An 18,749-nucleotide genomic window follows, 5' to 3' on the forward strand; every position below is an offset into this window, starting at 1 on the left:
TCGGCTTTGCCCTGCCTTGCAAAAAAGCTAGCGATTTTGCATGCTAATTTGCATGAAGCCGACGGACAAGCAGCTTGTCGACCTTCGGGCAAAAATTGCTGTGGCTCAGGCACGACGCGGCCTGACATTGACGCAGCTTGGGCAGATCTCAGGGGTTCATCCAAGCCAAGTCGGACGCATCTGTGCCGGTCATTTCAAGACGTTCAGCCACAACGTCGTGCAAATCTGCAAGGCGCTCGGTGTCAGCGTACCCCGGCTTCAGCCAGACCTCGACGACTTGGCTCCCGAATGGGCAGCAGCGCAGTCAAGCATGCGCCGCCTATGGGACGAGACCCCCGAGGGTGCGAGGACGATCCAGAGGCTGCTGAACGCGATCGCCGATCTTCGATCGGCTGGCGACGGTGAAACCTCGTAGTCGATCGATGGGCAGTTGATAAGGCTCTCGCTCGCGGAGCGCAGTGAAGACCACTCCTACCCGTGTCTACCGCTGCTGGCCGCCGATTGATGATGGTGCTGTCGTTCCGCCCGCGCTCTCACACTAGGACCATCAGGAGGTGAGGATATCCTATCGGCACGGGGACGCCGAGTTCTGGGATGCGGCGATTTTAAGAGTGTTGCCAATTCAACCTTGAATGGGCTTCGTCAACTCGGCAAACCGTTCGGAGCAAATGTACGGGGTACGACGATGACCCGGGGCGGGGTGCGCAGTTTTCTGGTGGTCGCAGCCATCATGGCATTGATCACACCGGCCTCCGCCCAGGTCACGCCGCTCGACATCTTCGGGGGGCTTCTCGGTGCCGCACAGGCGCAGGCCACGCGTGATGCCTGGGCTCGGCTCTCCAATACGGACCGGCTCTGCCTCGATCGCGCACTCGCGCGCCGGAACGCTGACATCGCCGGCATGATCCAGCGTGGCATCGGACCGGATGACGGGCGTCTCGGCAGCATCTTCTCCGAGTGCCGACGCTTCACCGAGTCGAACCTGCGGCGCGGCTTCAGTTGCACCACGTCCGATGAGAACGGCTGGTCAGTCTCGACCACCTGCAACCAGTCCTTCGCCTACCGCGACGGCAGCAACCGCGTCCTGGCCGTCGAACCGCGCGACGCGATCGAGCTGCATTTCTCGGGCACCCGGATCATCGTCGCCGACGTCGAGACCGGGGAGGCACGAGAACTGCGTCAGGCGCGGGCCGAGGCGCAAGGGAGGGCCGAGCAGCTTCAGGTACTCAAGACCACGCTCGCGAACTACCAGCGCGACGCCTCACCCGTCGTGCGTTCGGAGGCTGCACGGATCCAGAGCCGGATCGAGCAGCAACTCGCCGCCCGCACCGGCCCGTCCGCACCCGATACAGACACGATCAACCGCGAGGTCGGTGGGCTCAGCGCATTGTCTCAGGCCGAGGCTGCACGTCTTTCCGCCCTTGATCGGATGGGCAGCCTGCGCGCGCAGGCCGAGGCGCGCACCAAGGCCGAAACCTCGGAGGGGCTGAAGAAGCGGCTCGCCGACCTGCGCAAGGAGGCCGCGACCGTGTCCGAGCCCCCGCGCACGGTCTCGCTGCCGAAGCCGGTGGCGTCGACCCGCGATCTCGGGCCGTCCTTCGACTGCGAGAAGGCCAACACCCCGCTGCCGATCCTGATCTGCGAGGATGCCGGTCTGCGCCGCATCGATCTTGAGATGGCCCGGCCTTTCTACGCACTGCGCCACCTCAAGCCCGATGCCGGCGCGGAGCTGAAGGCAGAATCGAACGAGCTGGTCGAGCGCACGCTCAAGACCTGCCGCATCCCGGAAACCGGCAAGGTCACGGCGGCTCTGCGCACTCGCGCCGTCCCCTGCATTGCTGCGGCCTACCAGCGCCAGAAGGAAGCTTGGGCAGCGCGCGTCGGACGCGATGCCCCCCCCGCGGCACGCCAAGAGATCGGGCGGCCGATCGAGGACCATGTCCGCCTCCAAGAGGCTCTACGCGCAGCTGGCTACCTCGCGGCTGATGCTATCGCGGACGGCGTCTACGGCGGCGTGACACGGCGGGCGATCACGACTTTCGCGGATGCGCAGGGCTTGGCCCGTGACGGCTTCCTTAGCACCGACCTCTCTGACCGGCTCGGGCGCGGACCGAGTGTTGGCTCGAGCCTCGCCGTAGTGACGGATGCCAGCCTGCCCGCCCGCATCGAAGCGGTCGCGCGGCGCTACGAGACCTATCTCGGAGACCTTGGGGGCGAAGAGCGGGACCGCAGCTCCCGCCTCCAGGCGCACCGCCGGCTCGACGAACAGCGCAAGCGTATCGAGGCCCTGCTGGCCGGCCCAATACCGGAGGACTTGCGAACCGAACTCGCTCCGCTCCTCAAGCAGTCGGAAGGGACTTCGGCGCATGAACTGTCACGCGTCGTGGAAACCATCGAGCGGCGCTTTGCGCAGATCGAGCCGCGCGTGCGCGAGGCCGAGGCAGTGCAGCGTGCCGTCACCGACAAGAACCGCTTCCTTGTCGAGGGCGATCCCGGCGACATCCTGCTGCTGTACAACAGCTCGCCGCGCGCGGGCGCGGTCGTTCGCGGACTCGACGGCAACCTCGTCTTCGATCCTGAACGCACGCTGGCCTGCGCCCTGCCGGACGCGCCGGCCGACCGGATCGCCCTCGAACAGCTCATCACCAGGCTGCGCAGCCTCGGTGCCCCGGTCCGGGAGATGGTGCCCCGCTGCACCAGCGCCCAGCAGCTGAGCGCCAACTTGCTGGCCCTTGAGCGTGGCACGCTACGCGCGCAGTCCGGGCTGTTTGGCACCATCGCCTCGGCAGTCGATACAGGCGTCTACGCGCTCGCCGGCACCGTGTTGAACTCCGACATTGAGGCTGCGCGCCAGCAAGAGGGCATCCGCGCGGCGGAGGCCGAGAGCGAGGTCGCGCGCGGGACCTCGGAAGGCCTCGCCGTGCTCGGCTTCGGCACCGGCTCGCGTACGGTCTGCCGTGTCGCAGCGGGCGACAAGGCGCTGCACGACCGTCTGCTGGAGCCCCACGAGGCCCTGCTGAAGGCGGAACTCGGCGGCGCGACCACCGTGGTGGCGGCGAGTGCCGACGGAGCCTTTCTGTCGATCAAGCGCGGCCAGTGCGGAGCCGTCTACGGCAGTGCCAAGGAGCTCGCGCCCCTGGTAAAGGGGCTCACACGCGACGGCGTCAGCTTCCGCTATCTGCCGATCTGGATCGCACCGGAGGTCGCCGCCAAGGCACAGGCGACGCTGGCGGAGCAGGGCGACGCCAAGCGCCGCGAGCGCGAAGCGGAGGAGCGCCGACGCGAGCGCGACCAGGCAGAGAACCGGCGCGCGGCTCTCGTCGAGCGCCTGAAGCGCGACGCGGCCGAGGCCGAGACTACCTTGAAGGGCGGCATCCCGCAGGATCTCCAGACCTTCCTATCCGGCTTCGTTGCCGACGTGACCGGGATCGCGCCGGGCAGCTCTGATGAGCGCCTCAAGGAGCTCGCCGACGCCTATGCGGGCAAGCGCACCCGCATCGATGCGGCGGCGCGGCTCGCCCGGTCAGTGTCAGCCAAGAGCCGCTTCCTGATCGAGGGCGGCCGCGGCGACCTGATCGTGCTCTACAACGACAGCGGCAAGGCTCCCTCCGTTGTGCGCAACCTGCGCGGCGAGCTGGTGTTCGAGGATGGTCGTGGGGCCGCCTGCCTTTACCACGCGACCCTATCGGACGTGTTCCTCAACCGGCAGATCCGCGATCGGAGCGCGGCGCTCGGGGCCAAGCTCGATCTGCCGCTCGCAGCCTGCGGGCCGAACGACCTCGCCAAGCAGGACCTGATCTTCGCGGAGCGTGAGCGCCTGCTGCGCGAGCCGGTCGACCGGGTGATCACCCTGGTGGAGGCGGTCAACGGCAACCTGTTCGCTCGGCTCGCCGTTGTCGATGCGGCCGCCTTGGCCTCCGCGCGGCAGGCTGAGGCGACCAAGGCCAACGAGGTCGAGGCGCTGGTGCGTGAGCGCAAGGGCGAGGGCTTCGGTGTCATCGTCGTGCCGAATGCATCGAGCGTGCTCTGCCGGGTTGCGCCCGATAAGGCCGAGGGGCACGCGGCCATCCTCGCCCGGCTCTCGGATCGGGTTGGCGACGAGTTGCCGGGCCAACCGGTCGTCACGCCGACCTCGGCAGACGGAGCCTTCATCGCGGTCAAGCGCGGCGAGTGCGGCGCGGTCTACGCGGCGTTCGCCGATCTCAACACGATCACCGAGGCCATGACCCGGGACGGTTTGAGCCACCGCTATCTGCCGCTCTGGATGGAGCCGAGCGAGGTTGCGACCATGCAGACCGAGATCGACGCGAGCAAGACCCGTAGCGCCGAGGAGCAGTTCAAGCGTCAGCGTGAGCTGGAGGAGCGCGGCAAGCTCGACCGTGAAAAGGAGAAGGACGAAGCCGCCCGGCGCGAGACGCGTGAGCGGGACTTGCGTGCCCAGTGGGGCGAGCGGGCGCGCTTCTTCGAGCAGGCGCTCGGCGAGGAGGCGCAGGCCTTTGCCACCGGTGACCGCCCGGTTGGGTTCACGGAGCGCTACCCGAAACCCGCCCGTCACTATGAGGCCCAGCGCGACGACCGCTGGGAGTTCATGTCGGCCGAAACGCAGATCCTCGACTACGGCACCGCCGTCTACAAGGATCGACCACTCGAGACCGCCCTGGCGACCACACGGATCAAGATGCGCAACCGCATCAAAGGCGAGTACCAGGACGTTTGCTACGTGACCGGCTACGTCAACGACGCCGAGTTCGGCGTCATCCGGGATGCGTTCGGAGAGACCTGTGACGAGGTCGGACCTAAGCTCGCCCGCTACAAGCAGGGCGAGCGCTTTTCGAGCCGGTGGATCGTACAGTGAGCAACGAGACGATCGAACCCGTTGCTGAGATCGACGTCCAGGATGCTGTGTGGGTCGCGTGCACGGCGACGGAGCATGTCAGCCTCGCCTACTACGAGAACGCAATCCCGGTGATCCGCGAGATCGTGGTCGCGAACCCGTCCGATGAAGATCTCGTCGATCTCCGGGTACGGATCGAGAGCCGGCCGGCTGTCGTACAGCCGCTGACCCTGCGCATCGACCGTGTCCCGGCGGGTTCGAACCATCACATCGAGACGCCTGATGTCCGCCTCGATGCGGCGCTACTCTCCGGCTTCACCGAGGCGAGCCGCCTCGAACTGACGAGCGTCCTAGAGGATGCGGGCGGCGAACGCGCTCGGAGCGTGTCGGAGATCCGCCTGCTCCCGCCCTCGCAATGGGGCGGCGGTCGAAGCGCCCCGGAACTGCTTGCCGCCTTCGTCCGGCCGAACGATCCAGCTGTGGACATCGTGTTGCGGGATGCTGCGACGAAGCTCGGCGAGGCGGGCCGCGAGACCGGCCTGAACGGCTACAGCTCGCGTAAGAAGGCCCGCACTTGGGAACTTGCCGAAGCAATCTGGGCAGCCATCGCCGACCGGCGCATCGCCTACGTCCTGCCGCCAGCGAGCTTCGAGCAGACCGGTCAGAAGGTGCGCGGTCCGAGCGAGGTTCTGGAACGCAAGGTCGGTACCTGCCTCGACCTCTCGCTCCTCTACGCCGCCTGCCTGGAACAGTCCGGTCTAAACCCGGTCCTGGTGCTGACGGAGGGACACGCCTTCGTCGGCCTTTGGCTGCAGGAAGAGGATTTCGCGAGTGCGACCGTCGACGACATGCAGTTCCTGCGCAAGCGCCGGGACCTACAGGACCTCGTCCTCGTCGAGACGACGCTGCTGACCCACAACCCGGCAGCAGCGTTCAAGGTCGCGACGACACAGGGCAGTGCCCAGGTCGAGGACAGCGCGCCCGCGGCACTCGAAGTCGCAATCGATGTTCGGCGCTGCCGGCGGCGCGGCATCCGCCCGATGGATCTCGGTGGGGGCAGGCCGGCGGACCTCGCGCCCGCGCCGACGGCACCGCTCAACCAGGCGCTCTCCGCGCCGCCCAGCTTCGACGAGGAGGCGCGACCGCCCGCCGAAGAAGCCCCCGAGACCCCGGTCGGCCGGATAGAGCGCTGGAAGCGCAAGCTCCTCGACCTGACGCTCCGCAACAAGCTGCTGAACTTTAAGCCTGGTAAAGGCTCGGTCGTGCTCGAATGCGTCTCACCCGGGGCCCTAGAGGACGGCCTCGCGGCGGGACAGGAATTCCGCCTGAAGCCCGTCTCGGACGTGCTGAGCGGATCCGACGAGCGCAGCGCCGACCTCTACGCCCGTCGACATCACGATGACGGCCGGCGCAGCTATCTCGAGGCGGCACTCGCCCGGCGGGAGATCTACACGACCTCCACCGAGACAGAGCTCGACCGCCGCCTGCTCGATCTCTTCCGCCTTGCCCGCAACGGCTTCGAGGAGGGCGGGGCCAACACCCTCTACCTCGCGATTGGCTTTCTCTCATGGACCCGCAAAGAGGGTGAGGCCGCCTACCGCGCCCCACTACTGCTAGTGCCGGTCTCACTGAAGCGCTCCAGCGTGCGCGCCGGCTTCCGTCTGGCGCTCCACGACGACGAGGTGCGGATCAACCCGACCCTGCTGGAGATGCTGCGCGAGGACTTTCGGCTGCGCATGCCGGAGTTCGAGGCCGACCTGCCGCGGGACGCCTCCGGCATCGATGTCGATGCCATCTTCAAGATCGTTCGCGCGCACGTGCGTGACCTCCGCGGCTGGGAGGTCGTGCCGGACGTCGTGCTATCGGCCTTCTCCTTTACCAAGTATCTGATGTGGAAGGATTTGGTCGACCGGGCCGAGTTGCTGAAGCGTAACCCGGTGGTGCGCCATCTCATCGATACGCCGAAGCATTCCTACGGAGATGGGACTCCCTTCCCTGAACCCGCGCGCCTCGATCGCGAGTACCCACCCGAGACCGTGTTCGCGCCGCTCTCGGCTGATTCGTCCCAGCTCTCTGCCGTGCTGGCCGCCGCCCAGGGCAAAGACTTCGTGCTGTTCGGGCCGCCCGGTACCGGCAAGAGCCAGACGATCGGCAACATGATTGCCCAGTGCCTCGCGCAGGGGCGTACAGTGCTGTTCGTCTCGCAGAAGACGGCCGCCCTGGAGGTCGTGCAGCGCCGCCTGCAGGAGATAGGCCTCGGCGACTACTGCTTGGAACTCCATTCGACAAAGGCACAGAAATCGGCCGTCCTCGGCCAGTTGCGCAAGGCCTGGCACGAGCGCTCCACACCTTCGCAGGGAACCTGGGACGCGGCGACAAGCGAACTTAAGAGCCTACGCGAGGAACTCAACGGCCTTGTGAACGCCCTGCATCGGCGGCGGGAGAATGGGCTCTCTGCCTACGAGGCCTTCGGACGCGTCATCGCGGCCGGGAGTGCCGAGGCCTCGCTCGTGCTCACATGGCCGGATCACCTCGCCCACGACGAGACGACCCTCGCCACCCTGCGCGCGGCCTGCCGGGAGCTTCGCCCCATCCTGGCCTCTGTCGGCTCGCTGGTGGATCACCCGCTCCAGGGTGTCGAGGCCACCCAGTGGTCGCCGGTCTGGCGCGACGACATGGGCACTGCGATCCGGACCGTCGAGCAGATGCTCGGCGCGCTCCGGGTCAGCGGTCAGACCTTCGCCGAGGCGATCGGCCTACCCTCCCTGCTCGCGACTTATGCCAGCACGCGCGGGCTGGTGGTGCTCGGCAACTACCTCATGCGGTCGGAAGCGCGCTGCGGGGTCGCCTTCCTCGCCGACGGCACTGGCGACCTGCGCAGGGCCGTCTCCGCGCGGGAGCATTTCCAGACGACGAAGGCCCAACTGCTCGGCCGGCTTACCGGCCGCTACGGTCCGGGCATCCTCGAGCAGAACCTGGGGGCGCTGCTGGCTGAATGGGTCGCCGCGCAGGGTTCGAACTTCCTGGTCAAGGGCGGCAAGCTGAGACGCGTCGCGGCACAGGTGCAGCCCTACGCGGAAGGGCCGCTTCCAGCCGATCTCGGGCCGGATCTCACAGGACTGATCGAACTCGCCAAGCACGTCAAAGCCGGATGCCTGGAGGAGCTGATCCTCGCCCGGCTCGGGCTGCCATGGAGCAATCCGGATCACCCCGCCTCCGAGTTCGCCCAGGCCATCACCTGGGCCGAAAAGGTCGAGCAGCTGCTCGACATCCTCGGGCCCCTGTCCCTCGGGATCGATGGCCTGCGCGATCACCTCGTGCAACTCGTCGAGCGCCAGGGCCGTGCCCTCGCCGAGGGCGGGCGCATCTCGCAGAGCTATGCCACCTTCGCACAGGACCGCGCGAGGGCGAACGAGGCGATGAAGGCGCTCGGCCACCTGGCCGGTCGCCCCGATCCCGAAGAGCCGTTGGCCGCCGACGCCGATTGGATCGAACAGAGCCTCGCGCTCGCCCGGCGCTGGGGCACGGGACTGGGACGCGCCCAGGGGTGGTGCGCATGGCAGTCCGCCGCCCAGAACGCACGCCAGAACGGTCTCACGCCGCTGATCGACGCCCTGGAAGAGGGCCGCGTCGTCCCCGACCGCGCGGAGACCGCTTTCGAGACCGCCTATGCACGCTGGTGGATCGATCGAGTCGTCAGCCAAGATCCGGTTTTGCGGCGCTTCCTGCCCGAGCGCCACGAGGATGCCATCGGGCGTTTCCGCGCTGCCGATGCGCGCGTCACGGAACTCTCGAAACAGGTTGTCCGCTCGCGCCTCGGCGGCGGCATTCCGGGGGCGACTGCCTTCGGTGCCGACCCGGAATGGGGCACGCTCTCGCACGAACTGACGAAGAAGACGGCTCACATGCCGCTACGGAAGCTGTTCGGCCGGATGCCGACGGCACTGACCAAGCTCACCCCTTGCGTGATGATGAGCCCGCTCTCGATCGCGCAGTACCTGCCGCCCGACAAGGAGCCGTTCGACGTCGTCATCTTCGACGAGGCGTCCCAGATTTCGCCCTGGGATGCCATCGGCGCGCTCGCCCGAGCGAAGCAAGTCGTCATCGTCGGCGACCCCGAACAGTTGCCGCCGACCAACGTCGGCGACCGCGGTGTCGACGATATCGAGGACGGGAGCGACGTCACCGATCAGGAATCCATCCTCGACGAGTGCCTCGCCGCCAACATCCCGCGGCGGAACCTCGACTGGCACTATCGCAGCCGTCACGAGAGCCTGATCGCCTTTTCGAACAGCCGCTATTACGGCGGCCGGCTCGTGACCTTCCCGTCGCCCGTGACCGACGACCGAGCCGTCCGGCTCACCCTCGTGCCGGATGGGGTGTACGAGCGGGGAGCGGGCCGCGTGAACCGCCCCGAGGCCCGCGCCGTCGTCGCGGAGATCGTGCGTCGTCTGCGCGACCCGAGCTTCGCGGAGGAGCGGCGTTCGCTCGGCGTAGTCACCTTCAACGGCGAGCAGCAGCGCCTGATCGAGAACCTTCTGGACGAGCAGCGACGGTCGTATCCCGAACTGGAGCCGTTCTTCGACAAGGACCGCTGGCACGAGCCGGTGTTCGTGAAGAACCTCGAGAACGTGCAGGGCGACGAGCGCGACGCCATCATCTTCTCGGTCGCGGTCGGGCCGGACCCGAGCGGGCGTCCGGTCAGCACGGTGTCCTCGCTCAACAAGGACGGCGGCCACCGCCGCCTGAACGTCGCGATCACCCGCGCCCGGCGCGAACTCGTGGTGTTCGCGTCGCTCCGTCCCGAGCAGATCGATCTCGGCCGCACTCGGGCGCAAGGCGTGCGCGATTTCAAGCACTTCCTCGAGTTCGCCGATCGCGGCGCACGCGCGCTGGCCGAGGCGTTCGCACCGACTGGCGGCGACGTGGAATCACCCTTCGAAGCCGCCGTGATGGCAGCTCTCCAGGCCAGGGGCTGGACCGTCCATACGCAGATCGGCGTGTCCGGCTTCCGGATCGACCTCGGTATCGTCCACCCCGACGCCCCCGGGCGCTACCTCGCGGGCGTCGAGTGCGATGGCGCGACCTACCACAGCTCGGCTACGGCTCGGGACCGCGACCGCCTGCGCGAGCACGTGCTGACCGACCTCGGTTGGCGCATCCGCCGGGTGTGGAGCACCGAATGGTGGATGGACGCCGAGGGCGCGCTCGCCAAGCTCGACCGGCGCTTGATCGAAGATCTTGAAGCCGATCGCGCTAGGACTGCGGCGGAAGCGCCTATCGACGTGGTTGTCGAACCCGAGGCTGTCGAACAGGACCGGCACGAATCGACAGCGGAGCCTGAGGTCGCTTCATCCATCGACGAGATGCCGAGTGAGCCTGCGAACGATCCGGATCCCGTCACCGAAGCTATTCCGCAGCGCCTCTACGCTGATCGGGCCCTGCCGGTCGCCTCGCCAACTACAAGGCCGGAAGCAGAGGATGAGGTGCGGGACTACAGGATCGCGGACCTGAACGATCTCGGCCGACCGATCGAACCGGGCCGGTTCTATGATGCCTCCTACCGACCGGCTCTCAATGCCATGGTCGGTTACGTCCTCTCCGTAGAAGGGCCGATCTACGAAGAGCTGCTCATACGACGTATCGCCCGCGCTCACGAAATTCAGCGGGTTGGTCCGCTTGTCCGTGAGGCCATTGCCGCTCAGATCGATGAATTCGTCGCGCGAACTGAGGATGACGGACGCACCGTGCTCTGGCCGCGAGGCGAGGAGCCCCACACGAGCTATCCTCACCGGCCAGCTGATGCGACCGTCCGCAGTCACACCGACACGCCGATGCCGGAACTCGTCGGGATCGCGAGCACCCTGCCATCCGATGCTTCGGAGGCGGAGCGTGCCAGGATGATCGGCCAGCGCCTTGGGCTGTCACGCATCGAAGCATCTGCGCGAATGCGGTTCGAAAAGGCGAGCGAACTCGCCCGCCAGTCAACCGCGTCGTGAGGCGAGGATGCGCGCTGGACTCATCACTTGTCTGTTTTTGCTAAGCAGCTTCGAGGAAGCAGTCGCGCAATGCATTCAGGACGATCCTCGCCGCAGACGGCTCGTCCTACCTACCGTCGGTCCGAGAGGCGTCCGACTGCATCGCTCGTGAGGCGCTGAACAAGCCCGGGATCGTGAATGCCGCGAGGGCCGGGCAACTCCGAACCGCTCTCACCCAGTCCATGTACCAGTGTGCTGACGAGGTGGACGCGATGATCGCGGCTCACGATTAGATCTACTATCCCGGCTACGGCGAAGCCTTCTTCCAAGGGCCCTACCGGAAAGACCTCGTACGGGCCCTTCAGAAGCGCATAGGACCCGAACTCGCACGTCGCTCCACGGAGGCAGCCGAAAGATCCGCGCTCGCGCAACAGCCTAGCTAAGACTTTCAATTCGCCCAATCGGCTCCGAAGTCCTTTGATCGGAACGCGGAGCGAACCAAGCGCAAGGCTGAAGAGCGTGAGAAGCGCGAAATCACGCGATGTAGCAGCGTGCCCGTTAGGCAAACGCTGCACCCGCACCAGTACCACCGCTAACGCGTGGCCGATCATTTCCACTCAGACAGCCTACTTTTCGCGTCTTCGGACATCACTGCACCAAGAAAATCGCTACACCGTTCATGGTCGATTTCGCGCTTCTGAGCCTTGATCAAGTGGACGGCTCGAGGTGCAACATAGACATCCTCGATCAGGATCAGCCCAATGCCATGCTTGGAACACTCATCCATCACACGCGACTCTTGCGCAGGGTTATCTTTTCGCCAAGTTGCATGGTCAACAGGAAATACTGCATAAGCCTTAGTTGCCGCAGATGCATGCGACAGAGCCTCGAAGACCGCAATCACGTTGCAGCTATCAGGTCGTTTAATTTCAAAAGTTACGACGTCGAATTCACGGCCGATGGTCCACGGATATTTTTTATGAGAGATCAGCGTGAGGTCGGGACGCGTCCAAGGACCAACGATCTTCGAGTCTTTCCGAGAGGTGTTTTCGATGAAAAACTCATTGTCATGAAAATTTTCATCTTGCCAAAGCCTTTTCAACCCCGCCTCAGCTGCAGGATAAAAAGCATCCTCGGCTATGATAAAATCCTTTTTTACATTATACCAATTGCCTTCTGACCATATTAGGATCTTTTTTTCGCAACCGTGCTCAAGGGCACCAACTAGTTCTTTAGGATCCCTGCCCAATAGGCGGCTTATTTTTGTCTTCGTTAGCGACGCCCCATTCGAAGAAATCGTTTTTACAATCTGGTCGAGCAAATATAACGTTTCCAAAGCAACACTCATCAGAAATCCTCTTGAATCCCGTAAGCCGACCAGTGCACGCACGCACCTCTTCCGGCCCTCCGCGAAAGATTTCTATCTGAAGAAACGTAACGCTAGAGTTTATAGAGGAGGATGAGGGTCGGCAGGCGTGGTGGTGGGGCGAGGCCGCATCCGACACGCGGTACGTCCAGTTTCCGGGAAAGGACAACGTGCCCTTCCACAGTGTGCGATTCCCCGCGAGGTTGATCGGGTCGGGCGAGCCCTCGCACACCGCCGACGTGATCGCAGGCTTCCACTGGCTGACCTTCAAGAGCAACAAACTCTCAACCAGCCAGGGGCGCAGGATCGACTGCGACGCCGCGCTCACGGCGCTCCCAGCCGATCTCTGGCGATGCAGGCTGGTCACCAACGCACCCCAGAGCAGCGACACTAACTTCCGAAGTGCCCGCTTCGTGGCGGAGGTGAACAGGGATCTTGCCGACGTGTTCGGCCAATCAGGCGCGCTTCAACTCTCTAGCAAGCTGCTGGAGAAGTAACGTTTGTCCAGCTGCAAAGAAATCTTGTCATTTGGGCGGGCATGTCTGGTCGGCGGATTGCCGCTTGATCGCTCCAGCCGCGGTCAGGGAGGGTCTGTGCCGGGATCAGGCCGCATGTGGTGCTAGCAGTCTGGGTGCGATCTAGATGTTGGTGTTTTTGTTCCGTGTTAGCCGGCAACTGACGTTCTTCGCGCCGGACTTCGGCATCGAGCCCTTTGAAAGGCCGCGGCCGACCCCGTCGAGGCACAGGAAGCCCTGGGAGCATATAAGCCCAGGGATGAGGGGTCGAAGGGGCCGGCGCTGTTCCTAAACCAGCCCCGGGTTCGCCTCCGCCCAGACCAGCCGAACGGTCGTTCGGCTCACTTCGACCTTCAGGGAGGTTAGGTCGCGCAACGCCTGCGCCATCCCGTCGAGGGCTGCCTTGCCCCATCCGTGGACCAGCATCTCCAGGGAAGCTTCCTTGCACCCTGCCATCTCGGCGGCCTCATTGACGATCCGCCCCAGGTTCGTCTCCGCGAAATCGGCCCCGGCATCCCGGCCGTAAAGCTTCACCGCGCGGAACAGGTCGTAGATGCCCGAGCTTCGATGCCGCTGCATGAAGCGGTTCTCCAGCGCCTTCACGTAGGCGCCTTGGACCTTGGCCTTGATCTCCTGCGGCGTCATGAAACCCTCCCGAACGTGTGGCCATCCGGCGAACGGTCGCCGACCACCGCGCCAGACTTCCCGACGCCGTATCGCTGGGCGGTACCTCGCCAGTTACGTGTACACCACGGACCCGCACCATCGACGATCCGAAGCCTTGGCCGCGCAGCCGGGCCGCATCAGTCAGGCCGGCGCAACCTCGTCCGCCCATGCGAAGCGCACCTTCAAGTCGTTGAGGTGATTGAAGGGTACGGCGCGACGATGCTGCAGCATGCCGACCACGATGCCCGGATGCAGGCCGACCTCCTCGGCGAAGGCGGTAACCTCCTGCCTGGTCGAGGGACATGTCGTGGCAAAGGACTCGATCCGCTCCCGACCGACCAGCACCTCCTCGGCCCAGGCGTCGGCCTCGGCCTCCACCCCGTCGCCCTCGCCGTTCTGATCGTCGACGAAATTCTTCCCGCGATGCAGGACGATGTGCGCGGCCTCGTGGAAGAAGGTCCACCAGAAATGGTCGTTGCTCTTCATGCGCAGCGACATCTGGATCAGCGGCCGCTCTTCGTTCATCCACCGCGCCGAACCGAAGACGCAGGTCTTGCTCAAGGGCTTCTGGAAAACCAGGGCGACGCCTGCCGAGTGGCAAAGCTCCAGCATGCGCGGCTCGAAGACGTCTGGACTGTGCACCGTCAGCGACCGGATCTCGGTGCAACTCCGCAGGAACCGTTCGCCGTCGTAGGCCGGAAGCTCGCGCTGTCGGGCCTGCTCCTCGCCGAGCATCAGCCAGCAGTACATGTGGTGCGGGGAAGCCGTCGCGGAACGCGCCCGGCGATGATGAACCGCCAGCGACCCGATCCTTGCATCGTAGGCCTGCGCGGTACCGATGCCGAGCATCGTCAGCATCTCGCCGAACAGGCTGCCGATGTCGCGCGTGTCGGGCAGCCGACCGCATGCCTTCAACTCTTTCACCGGGAACTGCTTCAGCCAGTCGGCCTGCCGCTTGGCGCTCTCCCGCTCCCGCTCTCGGGCCTGGAACAGGTCCCATTCCGCCTGAAGCCCCGTCCAGATGTAGGCCTTCAAGCCGAGGACGTGCTCAAGCCGAAGGGCCGTCTCCGGCGTGACCGGGTTCGTGCCGTTGATGATCGTGCTGACGAGCTTCGGCGTGAGGCCGGCCAGGCGCGCGAACTCGGCCTGCGACCAGCCGCGCTCCTCGATGTACTCGGCAAGGTGCTCGCCGGGGTGCGTCGCCCATTGCGGGACGAAGGCTTCCTTCCTCGTCATGTCCACGCCTCCAACGCTCACTTCCCGTGGTAGTCCACGACCTCGACGATCTCGACCGCTGTGACGCTCGCCACGTCGACGCCGCCGTCCGGCAGGGACGGGACCGGGTCGTGGTCGGGCACGAAGACGATGCGCCAGTTGTCCTTGATGGTGACGGAGAACTGGCCCTTCCGGTCACCCGTCAGCATGTGCCGGTAGTCCGGCGAGCCGGTCGGGACGTCCGACAGGCTTTTCGCTTGCCTCAGCACACCCAGCCGGAGCCGGATGTGCCGCGCGCGGTCACCGAAGGCCTTGGCCATCTCCTTCGGGTCGGTAAGCTGCTTGCACAGCCGCTTACCCCTGACGGTGAGATCCATAGGCCAAAACCGTTACCTGCAAGGTAATGTTCTCCGATTCATTACCCAATGGGTAACATGGTCGCAACGCCGGCGCCATGGCCTACGTTCCGTACCCCCTACCGATGAACAGCCTTGTTCGCACCCGTTTTGGTCTCTGGCGGCGACTGAGGCGAGAGGCCGTGGCCGGAACCTGGAGACAGCATTCGGCAGCGTGAGCGTCGCGACGTAAAGGAGGTCGCTGGAGACGCGCCAGATCTCGTCGCGCTCGGCCGTGCGCACCGCAACTTGGGCTTCGAGTTCCACGTTTTGAGAACGCAGCATGACCTCGGCTTGCCGCTGATCGGTCACGTCCTAGCAAAGCCGGTGGCGGCGCGCATGCGTGCGCATCGGCGAACGCAGTATCATCGCCGGGGCAGGTAGCGGATGGGTTGATCGAGATCTTCTTCGGTCAGCATCGTTCGTCGAACAGTATTTGACATCCATCTGGTCAGGCGGCATCTGAGGTTGTCGATCTCGGTTTCGAGACCTGCGACCCTGACCTTTGCCTCGGCGATGATCCTGTCACGCTCCGTGAGCTGGGCTTGTAGCGAAGCTACCGTTGTTAGATCCTCGGCCGGTCGAAGCCGAAGGCGGCTTCGGTCGGAATCGATCTTCTTGGTATTCCGAGCTTCGTATGCAGCGACGATCGCCGGCTTCTTACTCAACGTCTGGCGGCTGTACGCCGTGCCGGTCTCACGCCGTGCGATCGCGCCGACGACCTCCCACGTCATGCGCCTTACCCGGCTGGCCGCGACGCCTGCCGCGATCCGCTCGACCTGCTCCTGGCCCAGATGCGGAACAGGAACGTAGACATGTTCGCGCCTTGGTCGGCGTCCCCGCTTGAGCGACGGATAGATAGGTTTTAACCCTCTCTTCATGCCGATGGCCCCGCAGCCGGATCGAAGAGCGTTCCGGAGGCGGCGGAAACAACTTGGATCAAGGTGCCGCTGGGCAGCGAGGAATCGTCGTGAATGGCGATGGTCTGCTGCAACGCCACGATCATCCTGCGGTGGTGGCGGGTATGGTTTGACATGTGGCCAGCCGATCCAGTGTCGCCTTCGGCAGCTGCGACCAGTGCCTGATGCGATCTCAGAGCCGCCTGTGCCGCCGAGCGCTGAGCAGAATCGCCCTTCAGGATGAAGTTGTGCGGGCATGCTCCACACGCAGCATGATTCTGGCAGGGCAGAATTGACCAGTCATGCAGACACAGACCAATGTCCGTCGAAACGAGCGTCGATATCGCGGCCTCGCGGAGTTCGGCACGCTCGATTTCAGGAGCATCGTCTATCGTCTGGGCTAAGGCGCCCATGAAGGCGCCTTCTCCCAATCTCCGTTGTAACTCCGCGCGCATCTCCTCGGTCGTGAGATGGATGTACGATCGATTGGCTGCGAGCCTTTCCCGACCGAGAAGCCCGTTCAAAACGAGGTAGCCACCGCCCCCTTTGATGATCGCCGTCGAGATGTCATGCCGAAACTGATGGGTCAGGATTCGCACCGGCATACCGCGGTCCGTCATCTCCGTGCCATCCGGATGTCGGGGGCGAAGCCGCTCGAACACGCTCTCGACGCCAGCGAGTCTCCTCGAGCGCTCAGGTGCCGCACCGTCCGGTCCTACTCGGCTTCCCCGACGTGCAAGTATCCCCGCTTCGACTTTGGGGGCATTCCGTCCGCATAGAAAATCCTGAACCTGGAATATCGACAGCAGTTCGACGGCGTACGGTTTGGGTTGGCGGCCAAGGCCTGTCCAGCAACTATGCCGGAGCATGATGCAGAGGTGTTCGTGGAGTGCGATGCTGCTGCCAGGGAGAGGTTTGTCCTGAAGCCGCAAGATGGCTGCATCAATATCAACGAGCTTCGCGAAGTCCCGTCGCCCCTTCCTGACTACCGGGATGCCGTTGTCGCTGAGCCATTTCCCACCCTGCCTGTCTTTGATCCGTAGCGGCGCGCAAATTTCCACGGCAGGAACAAGTGTATCCGAGGGGAGGTCGCGCCATGCTTCAGGGCGAGGCGCGCGTCCGGTCTCGGCGATGTAACGAGCAACCTCGCGCGCAGGCTCGGATATACGTCGGATCTCACAGATCGCATCCATCACGACGGGTACACCTGCAGCCGGTATCCTCTTCGTATGGTGGCGTTTCTCCTTGGAAAGGCGATAGTGCACCCATACCTCCGTGGGCGCCGGATCGACTTCGACCTGTTTTGCGGTCCTGGGATCGGGGCCGTCGAGGAACGTGCAGTCGGCCCCCATCGCCAGGATCTCGCCGATGCGCCATCCTCCGACGGCCATCAGTTCGACGACGGCCATGCGTAGGCGGTCTCCGTCACTGCCATCCCGGCGGATCATGCGGCGGACCTCGAAGAGCGCATCCCAGACGTCGGCGCTGATCGTCGCCCCGCGGAGTTTGTGCCCTTTTCCTTGATCCGCCTCCGTTCCTCCGGCGGAATCCTGAGAATCCGCACCGTCGGCGGCGAGGTCGCGCAGTTCTTCGACCATGTTCAGCCGATCGGTCGGCGGACGCACGATGGCTTCGACCTTCACAGGTCGCTCGACGATGCATGCCTGGTTGATCCACCTCGCGATCTGTCCGAGATTCTGCTGATACTGGTATTTCGATGCCTCCGAAATTCCTCTCATGCCAAGGATCGCTTTGCGGAAATGCCGAGTCTCGAGTTCGGTCGGCCGATGACCGACATCCTCGGCTGCGTCGTGGAGATGGCGTAGTGCGCTCATCAAATTGTGGTATTTCGAACCGCCGGATCGGCTTCGACGTTCGCGCAGCACCACGATCGCCTTCGCGAATTCCCGGAACGGGGAGGTCAACAGCGGGCGTCGCAATGCGGCCTTCGGCCCACCTTCGCCAAGGCGACGGAAGTGGATCCGAGCCTCCCCGTGTATCGACCACACATCGGCATCGAAGTCGAAGTCCGCGCCGAAGACCCGAAGTCGTCGCGCTTCGGCCACGAGGCCAAGGAGGTTTTCCTCCGTTTGGCCTGCGCGCGGTTTGAAGCGGCCGAGCTCGAGGTCTGAGGTGCCTCGTACCGGCGCCGGACGCCCGTGAGAGTTCCAACGGCTCATGGAGATGCGGCCTCTTCCGTCGCTCGAGTGGCCGCGACTTCGTTTAGAAGATTGCGGATGGCGCGGGCCGCATCGGCATGAAGCCCGACAAGCCGACCTGTCGCTCCCGCCGCGCGCAGACGGTCGGCACGCGCATCGATGGCGGCGAGGACCCCGTCGTGCGGCGCGTGGAGCCAGGGACGGAAGTACCGGCAGGTATAGCAGGACACGGGGGGTGCGAGCCGACACTCTTCTTTCGAACCGCACGTGCCGACTGCCTCGATTCCGCGATCTCCCAGATCGGCATAAATGCGATCCGCGGCGGAGCCTCCTGCCGCGGCCTCGTCGCGGTGAAGCCGGCCCAGGAAGCCGTCGACCAGCCCGTTCATGTATTCGGCTAGGGCGGCATCCGTCCGCTCCTGCAGAACGCGCGCATTGTCCACGTAGATCGCGACCGTATTCAAACTGGAGTGGTCGAGACCTTCAGCGATTGCGAATGCCGGTACGCCCAGCAGAGCGAGGTTCGTCGCGAAGGTATGCCTCAGGCGGCGAGGCCTGACGTGCAGGAGCGCCCCTGTCCGCGGCGAAACTACCTTGAGCTTCGCGGCGGCTGATCGAACGAGTTCTGAAAACCCGATCGACGTGAGATGCATAGTATACGCCTTGTTGTCGCCCTTTGAAAGCTGCTCGTTTGCGGACGGAGCTAGGAAGAGCGGCATGGC

At 64.9% G+C, this 18,749-nt stretch carries 11 protein-coding genes; 4 read left to right on the forward strand and 7 right to left on the reverse strand.

Going from position 1 to position 18,749, the window contains the following annotated elements; translation table 11 throughout:
- Positions 1–52 precede the first annotated feature (52 nt).
- The 3 genes from OVA30_RS13655 to OVA30_RS13665 all read left to right on the forward strand — a co-directional run bounded on the left by OVA30_RS13655 (position 53) and on the right by OVA30_RS13665 (position 10,833).
- Complete coding sequence (locus OVA30_RS13655) at positions 53–415, forward strand: helix-turn-helix domain-containing protein (RefSeq protein ID WP_268175747.1); 363 nt, start codon at positions 53–55, stop codon at positions 413–415.
- A 315-nt stretch (positions 416–730) separates the two neighbouring features.
- A complete protein-coding gene (locus tag OVA30_RS13660) occupies positions 731–4,855 on the forward strand; it encodes a peptidoglycan-binding protein (RefSeq protein ID WP_268175748.1) in 4,125 nt (1,374 codons plus the stop codon).
- Positions 4,852–10,833 carry a DUF3320 domain-containing protein gene (locus OVA30_RS13665; RefSeq protein ID WP_268175749.1) on the forward strand — a complete coding sequence of 1,994 codons (5,982 nt, stop codon included), beginning with the start codon at positions 4,852–4,854 and terminating at the stop codon, positions 10,831–10,833. The genes OVA30_RS13660 and OVA30_RS13665 overlap by 4 nt, the downstream gene beginning before the upstream one ends.
- 586 nt (positions 10,834–11,419) lie before the next feature.
- Here the strand turns inward: OVA30_RS13665 and OVA30_RS13670 are convergent.
- Entirely contained in the window at positions 11,420–12,202 is a 783-nt protein-coding gene (locus OVA30_RS13670; RefSeq protein WP_268175750.1) for a hypothetical protein, read from the reverse strand.
- Positions 12,203–12,261: 59 nt separating this feature from the next.
- Here OVA30_RS13670 and OVA30_RS13675 point away from each other — a divergent pair, with 59 nt between their 5' ends.
- On the forward strand, positions 12,262–12,675 hold the full coding sequence (locus OVA30_RS13675; protein ID WP_268177493.1) for a class I tRNA ligase family protein: 414 nt from the start codon (positions 12,262–12,264) through the stop codon (positions 12,673–12,675).
- 306 nt (positions 12,676–12,981) lie between these two features.
- Here the strand turns inward: OVA30_RS13675 and OVA30_RS13680 are convergent, their stop codons facing one another.
- The 6 genes from OVA30_RS13680 to OVA30_RS13705 form a co-directional block, all read right to left on the reverse strand.
- A complete protein-coding gene (locus OVA30_RS13680) occupies positions 12,982–13,338 on the reverse strand; it encodes a hypothetical protein (protein WP_268175752.1) in 357 nt (118 codons plus the stop codon).
- A 162-nt stretch (positions 13,339–13,500) separates the two neighbouring features.
- Positions 13,501–14,595 carry a HigA family addiction module antitoxin gene (locus OVA30_RS13685; RefSeq protein ID WP_056203422.1) on the reverse strand — a complete coding sequence of 365 codons (1,095 nt, stop codon included), beginning with the start codon at positions 14,593–14,595 and terminating at the stop codon, positions 13,501–13,503.
- 17 nt (positions 14,596–14,612) lie between these two features.
- Positions 14,613–14,951: a type II toxin-antitoxin system RelE/ParE family toxin gene (locus OVA30_RS13690; protein WP_056203425.1), complete on the reverse strand. Its 339-nt coding sequence runs from the start codon at positions 14,949–14,951 to the stop codon at positions 14,613–14,615.
- 383 nt (positions 14,952–15,334) lie between these two features.
- Positions 15,335–15,850: a hypothetical protein gene (locus OVA30_RS13695; protein ID WP_156635726.1), complete on the reverse strand. Its 516-nt coding sequence runs from the start codon at positions 15,848–15,850 to the stop codon at positions 15,335–15,337.
- Complete coding sequence (locus OVA30_RS13700) at positions 15,847–18,048, reverse strand: hypothetical protein (RefSeq protein WP_268175754.1); 2,202 nt, start codon at positions 18,046–18,048, stop codon at positions 15,847–15,849. Before OVA30_RS13700 ends, OVA30_RS13695 begins: the two co-directional genes overlap by 4 nt.
- On the reverse strand, positions 18,045–18,746 hold the full coding sequence (locus tag OVA30_RS13705; RefSeq protein WP_268175756.1) for a tyrosine-type recombinase/integrase: 702 nt from the start codon (positions 18,744–18,746) through the stop codon (positions 18,045–18,047). Before OVA30_RS13705 ends, OVA30_RS13700 begins: the two co-directional genes overlap by 4 nt.
- Positions 18,747–18,749: the final 3 nt, after the last annotated feature.

It is taken from the genome of Methylorubrum sp. SL192 (assembly GCF_026672325.1).
GTDB classification, from domain to species: domain Bacteria; phylum Pseudomonadota; class Alphaproteobacteria; order Rhizobiales; family Beijerinckiaceae; genus Methylobacterium; species Methylobacterium extorquens.

Coding starts and splice junctions, on each gene's coding strand:
- OVA30_RS13655 (WP_268175747.1), top strand. CDS start 53: ATGAAGCCGACGGACAAGCAGCTTGTCGACCTTCGGGCAAAAATTGCT.
- OVA30_RS13660 (WP_268175748.1), top strand. CDS start 731: ATGGCATTGATCACACCGGCCTCCGCCCAGGTCACGCCGCTCGACATC.
- OVA30_RS13680 (WP_268175752.1), bottom strand. CDS start 13,338: ATGACGCCGCAGGAGATCAAGGCCAAGGTCCAAGGCGCCTACGTGAAG.
- OVA30_RS13685 (WP_056203422.1), bottom strand. CDS start 14,595: ATGACGAGGAAGGAAGCCTTCGTCCCGCAATGGGCGACGCACCCCGGC.
- OVA30_RS13690 (WP_056203425.1), bottom strand. CDS start 14,951: ATGGATCTCACCGTCAGGGGTAAGCGGCTGTGCAAGCAGCTTACCGAC.
- OVA30_RS13695 (WP_156635726.1), bottom strand. CDS start 15,850: ATGAAGAGAGGGTTAAAACCTATCTATCCGTCGCTCAAGCGGGGACGC.
- OVA30_RS13700 (WP_268175754.1), bottom strand. CDS start 18,048: ATGAGCCGTTGGAACTCTCACGGGCGTCCGGCGCCGGTACGAGGCACC.
- OVA30_RS13705 (WP_268175756.1), bottom strand. CDS start 18,746: ATGCCGCTCTTCCTAGCTCCGTCCGCAAACGAGCAGCTTTCAAAGGGC.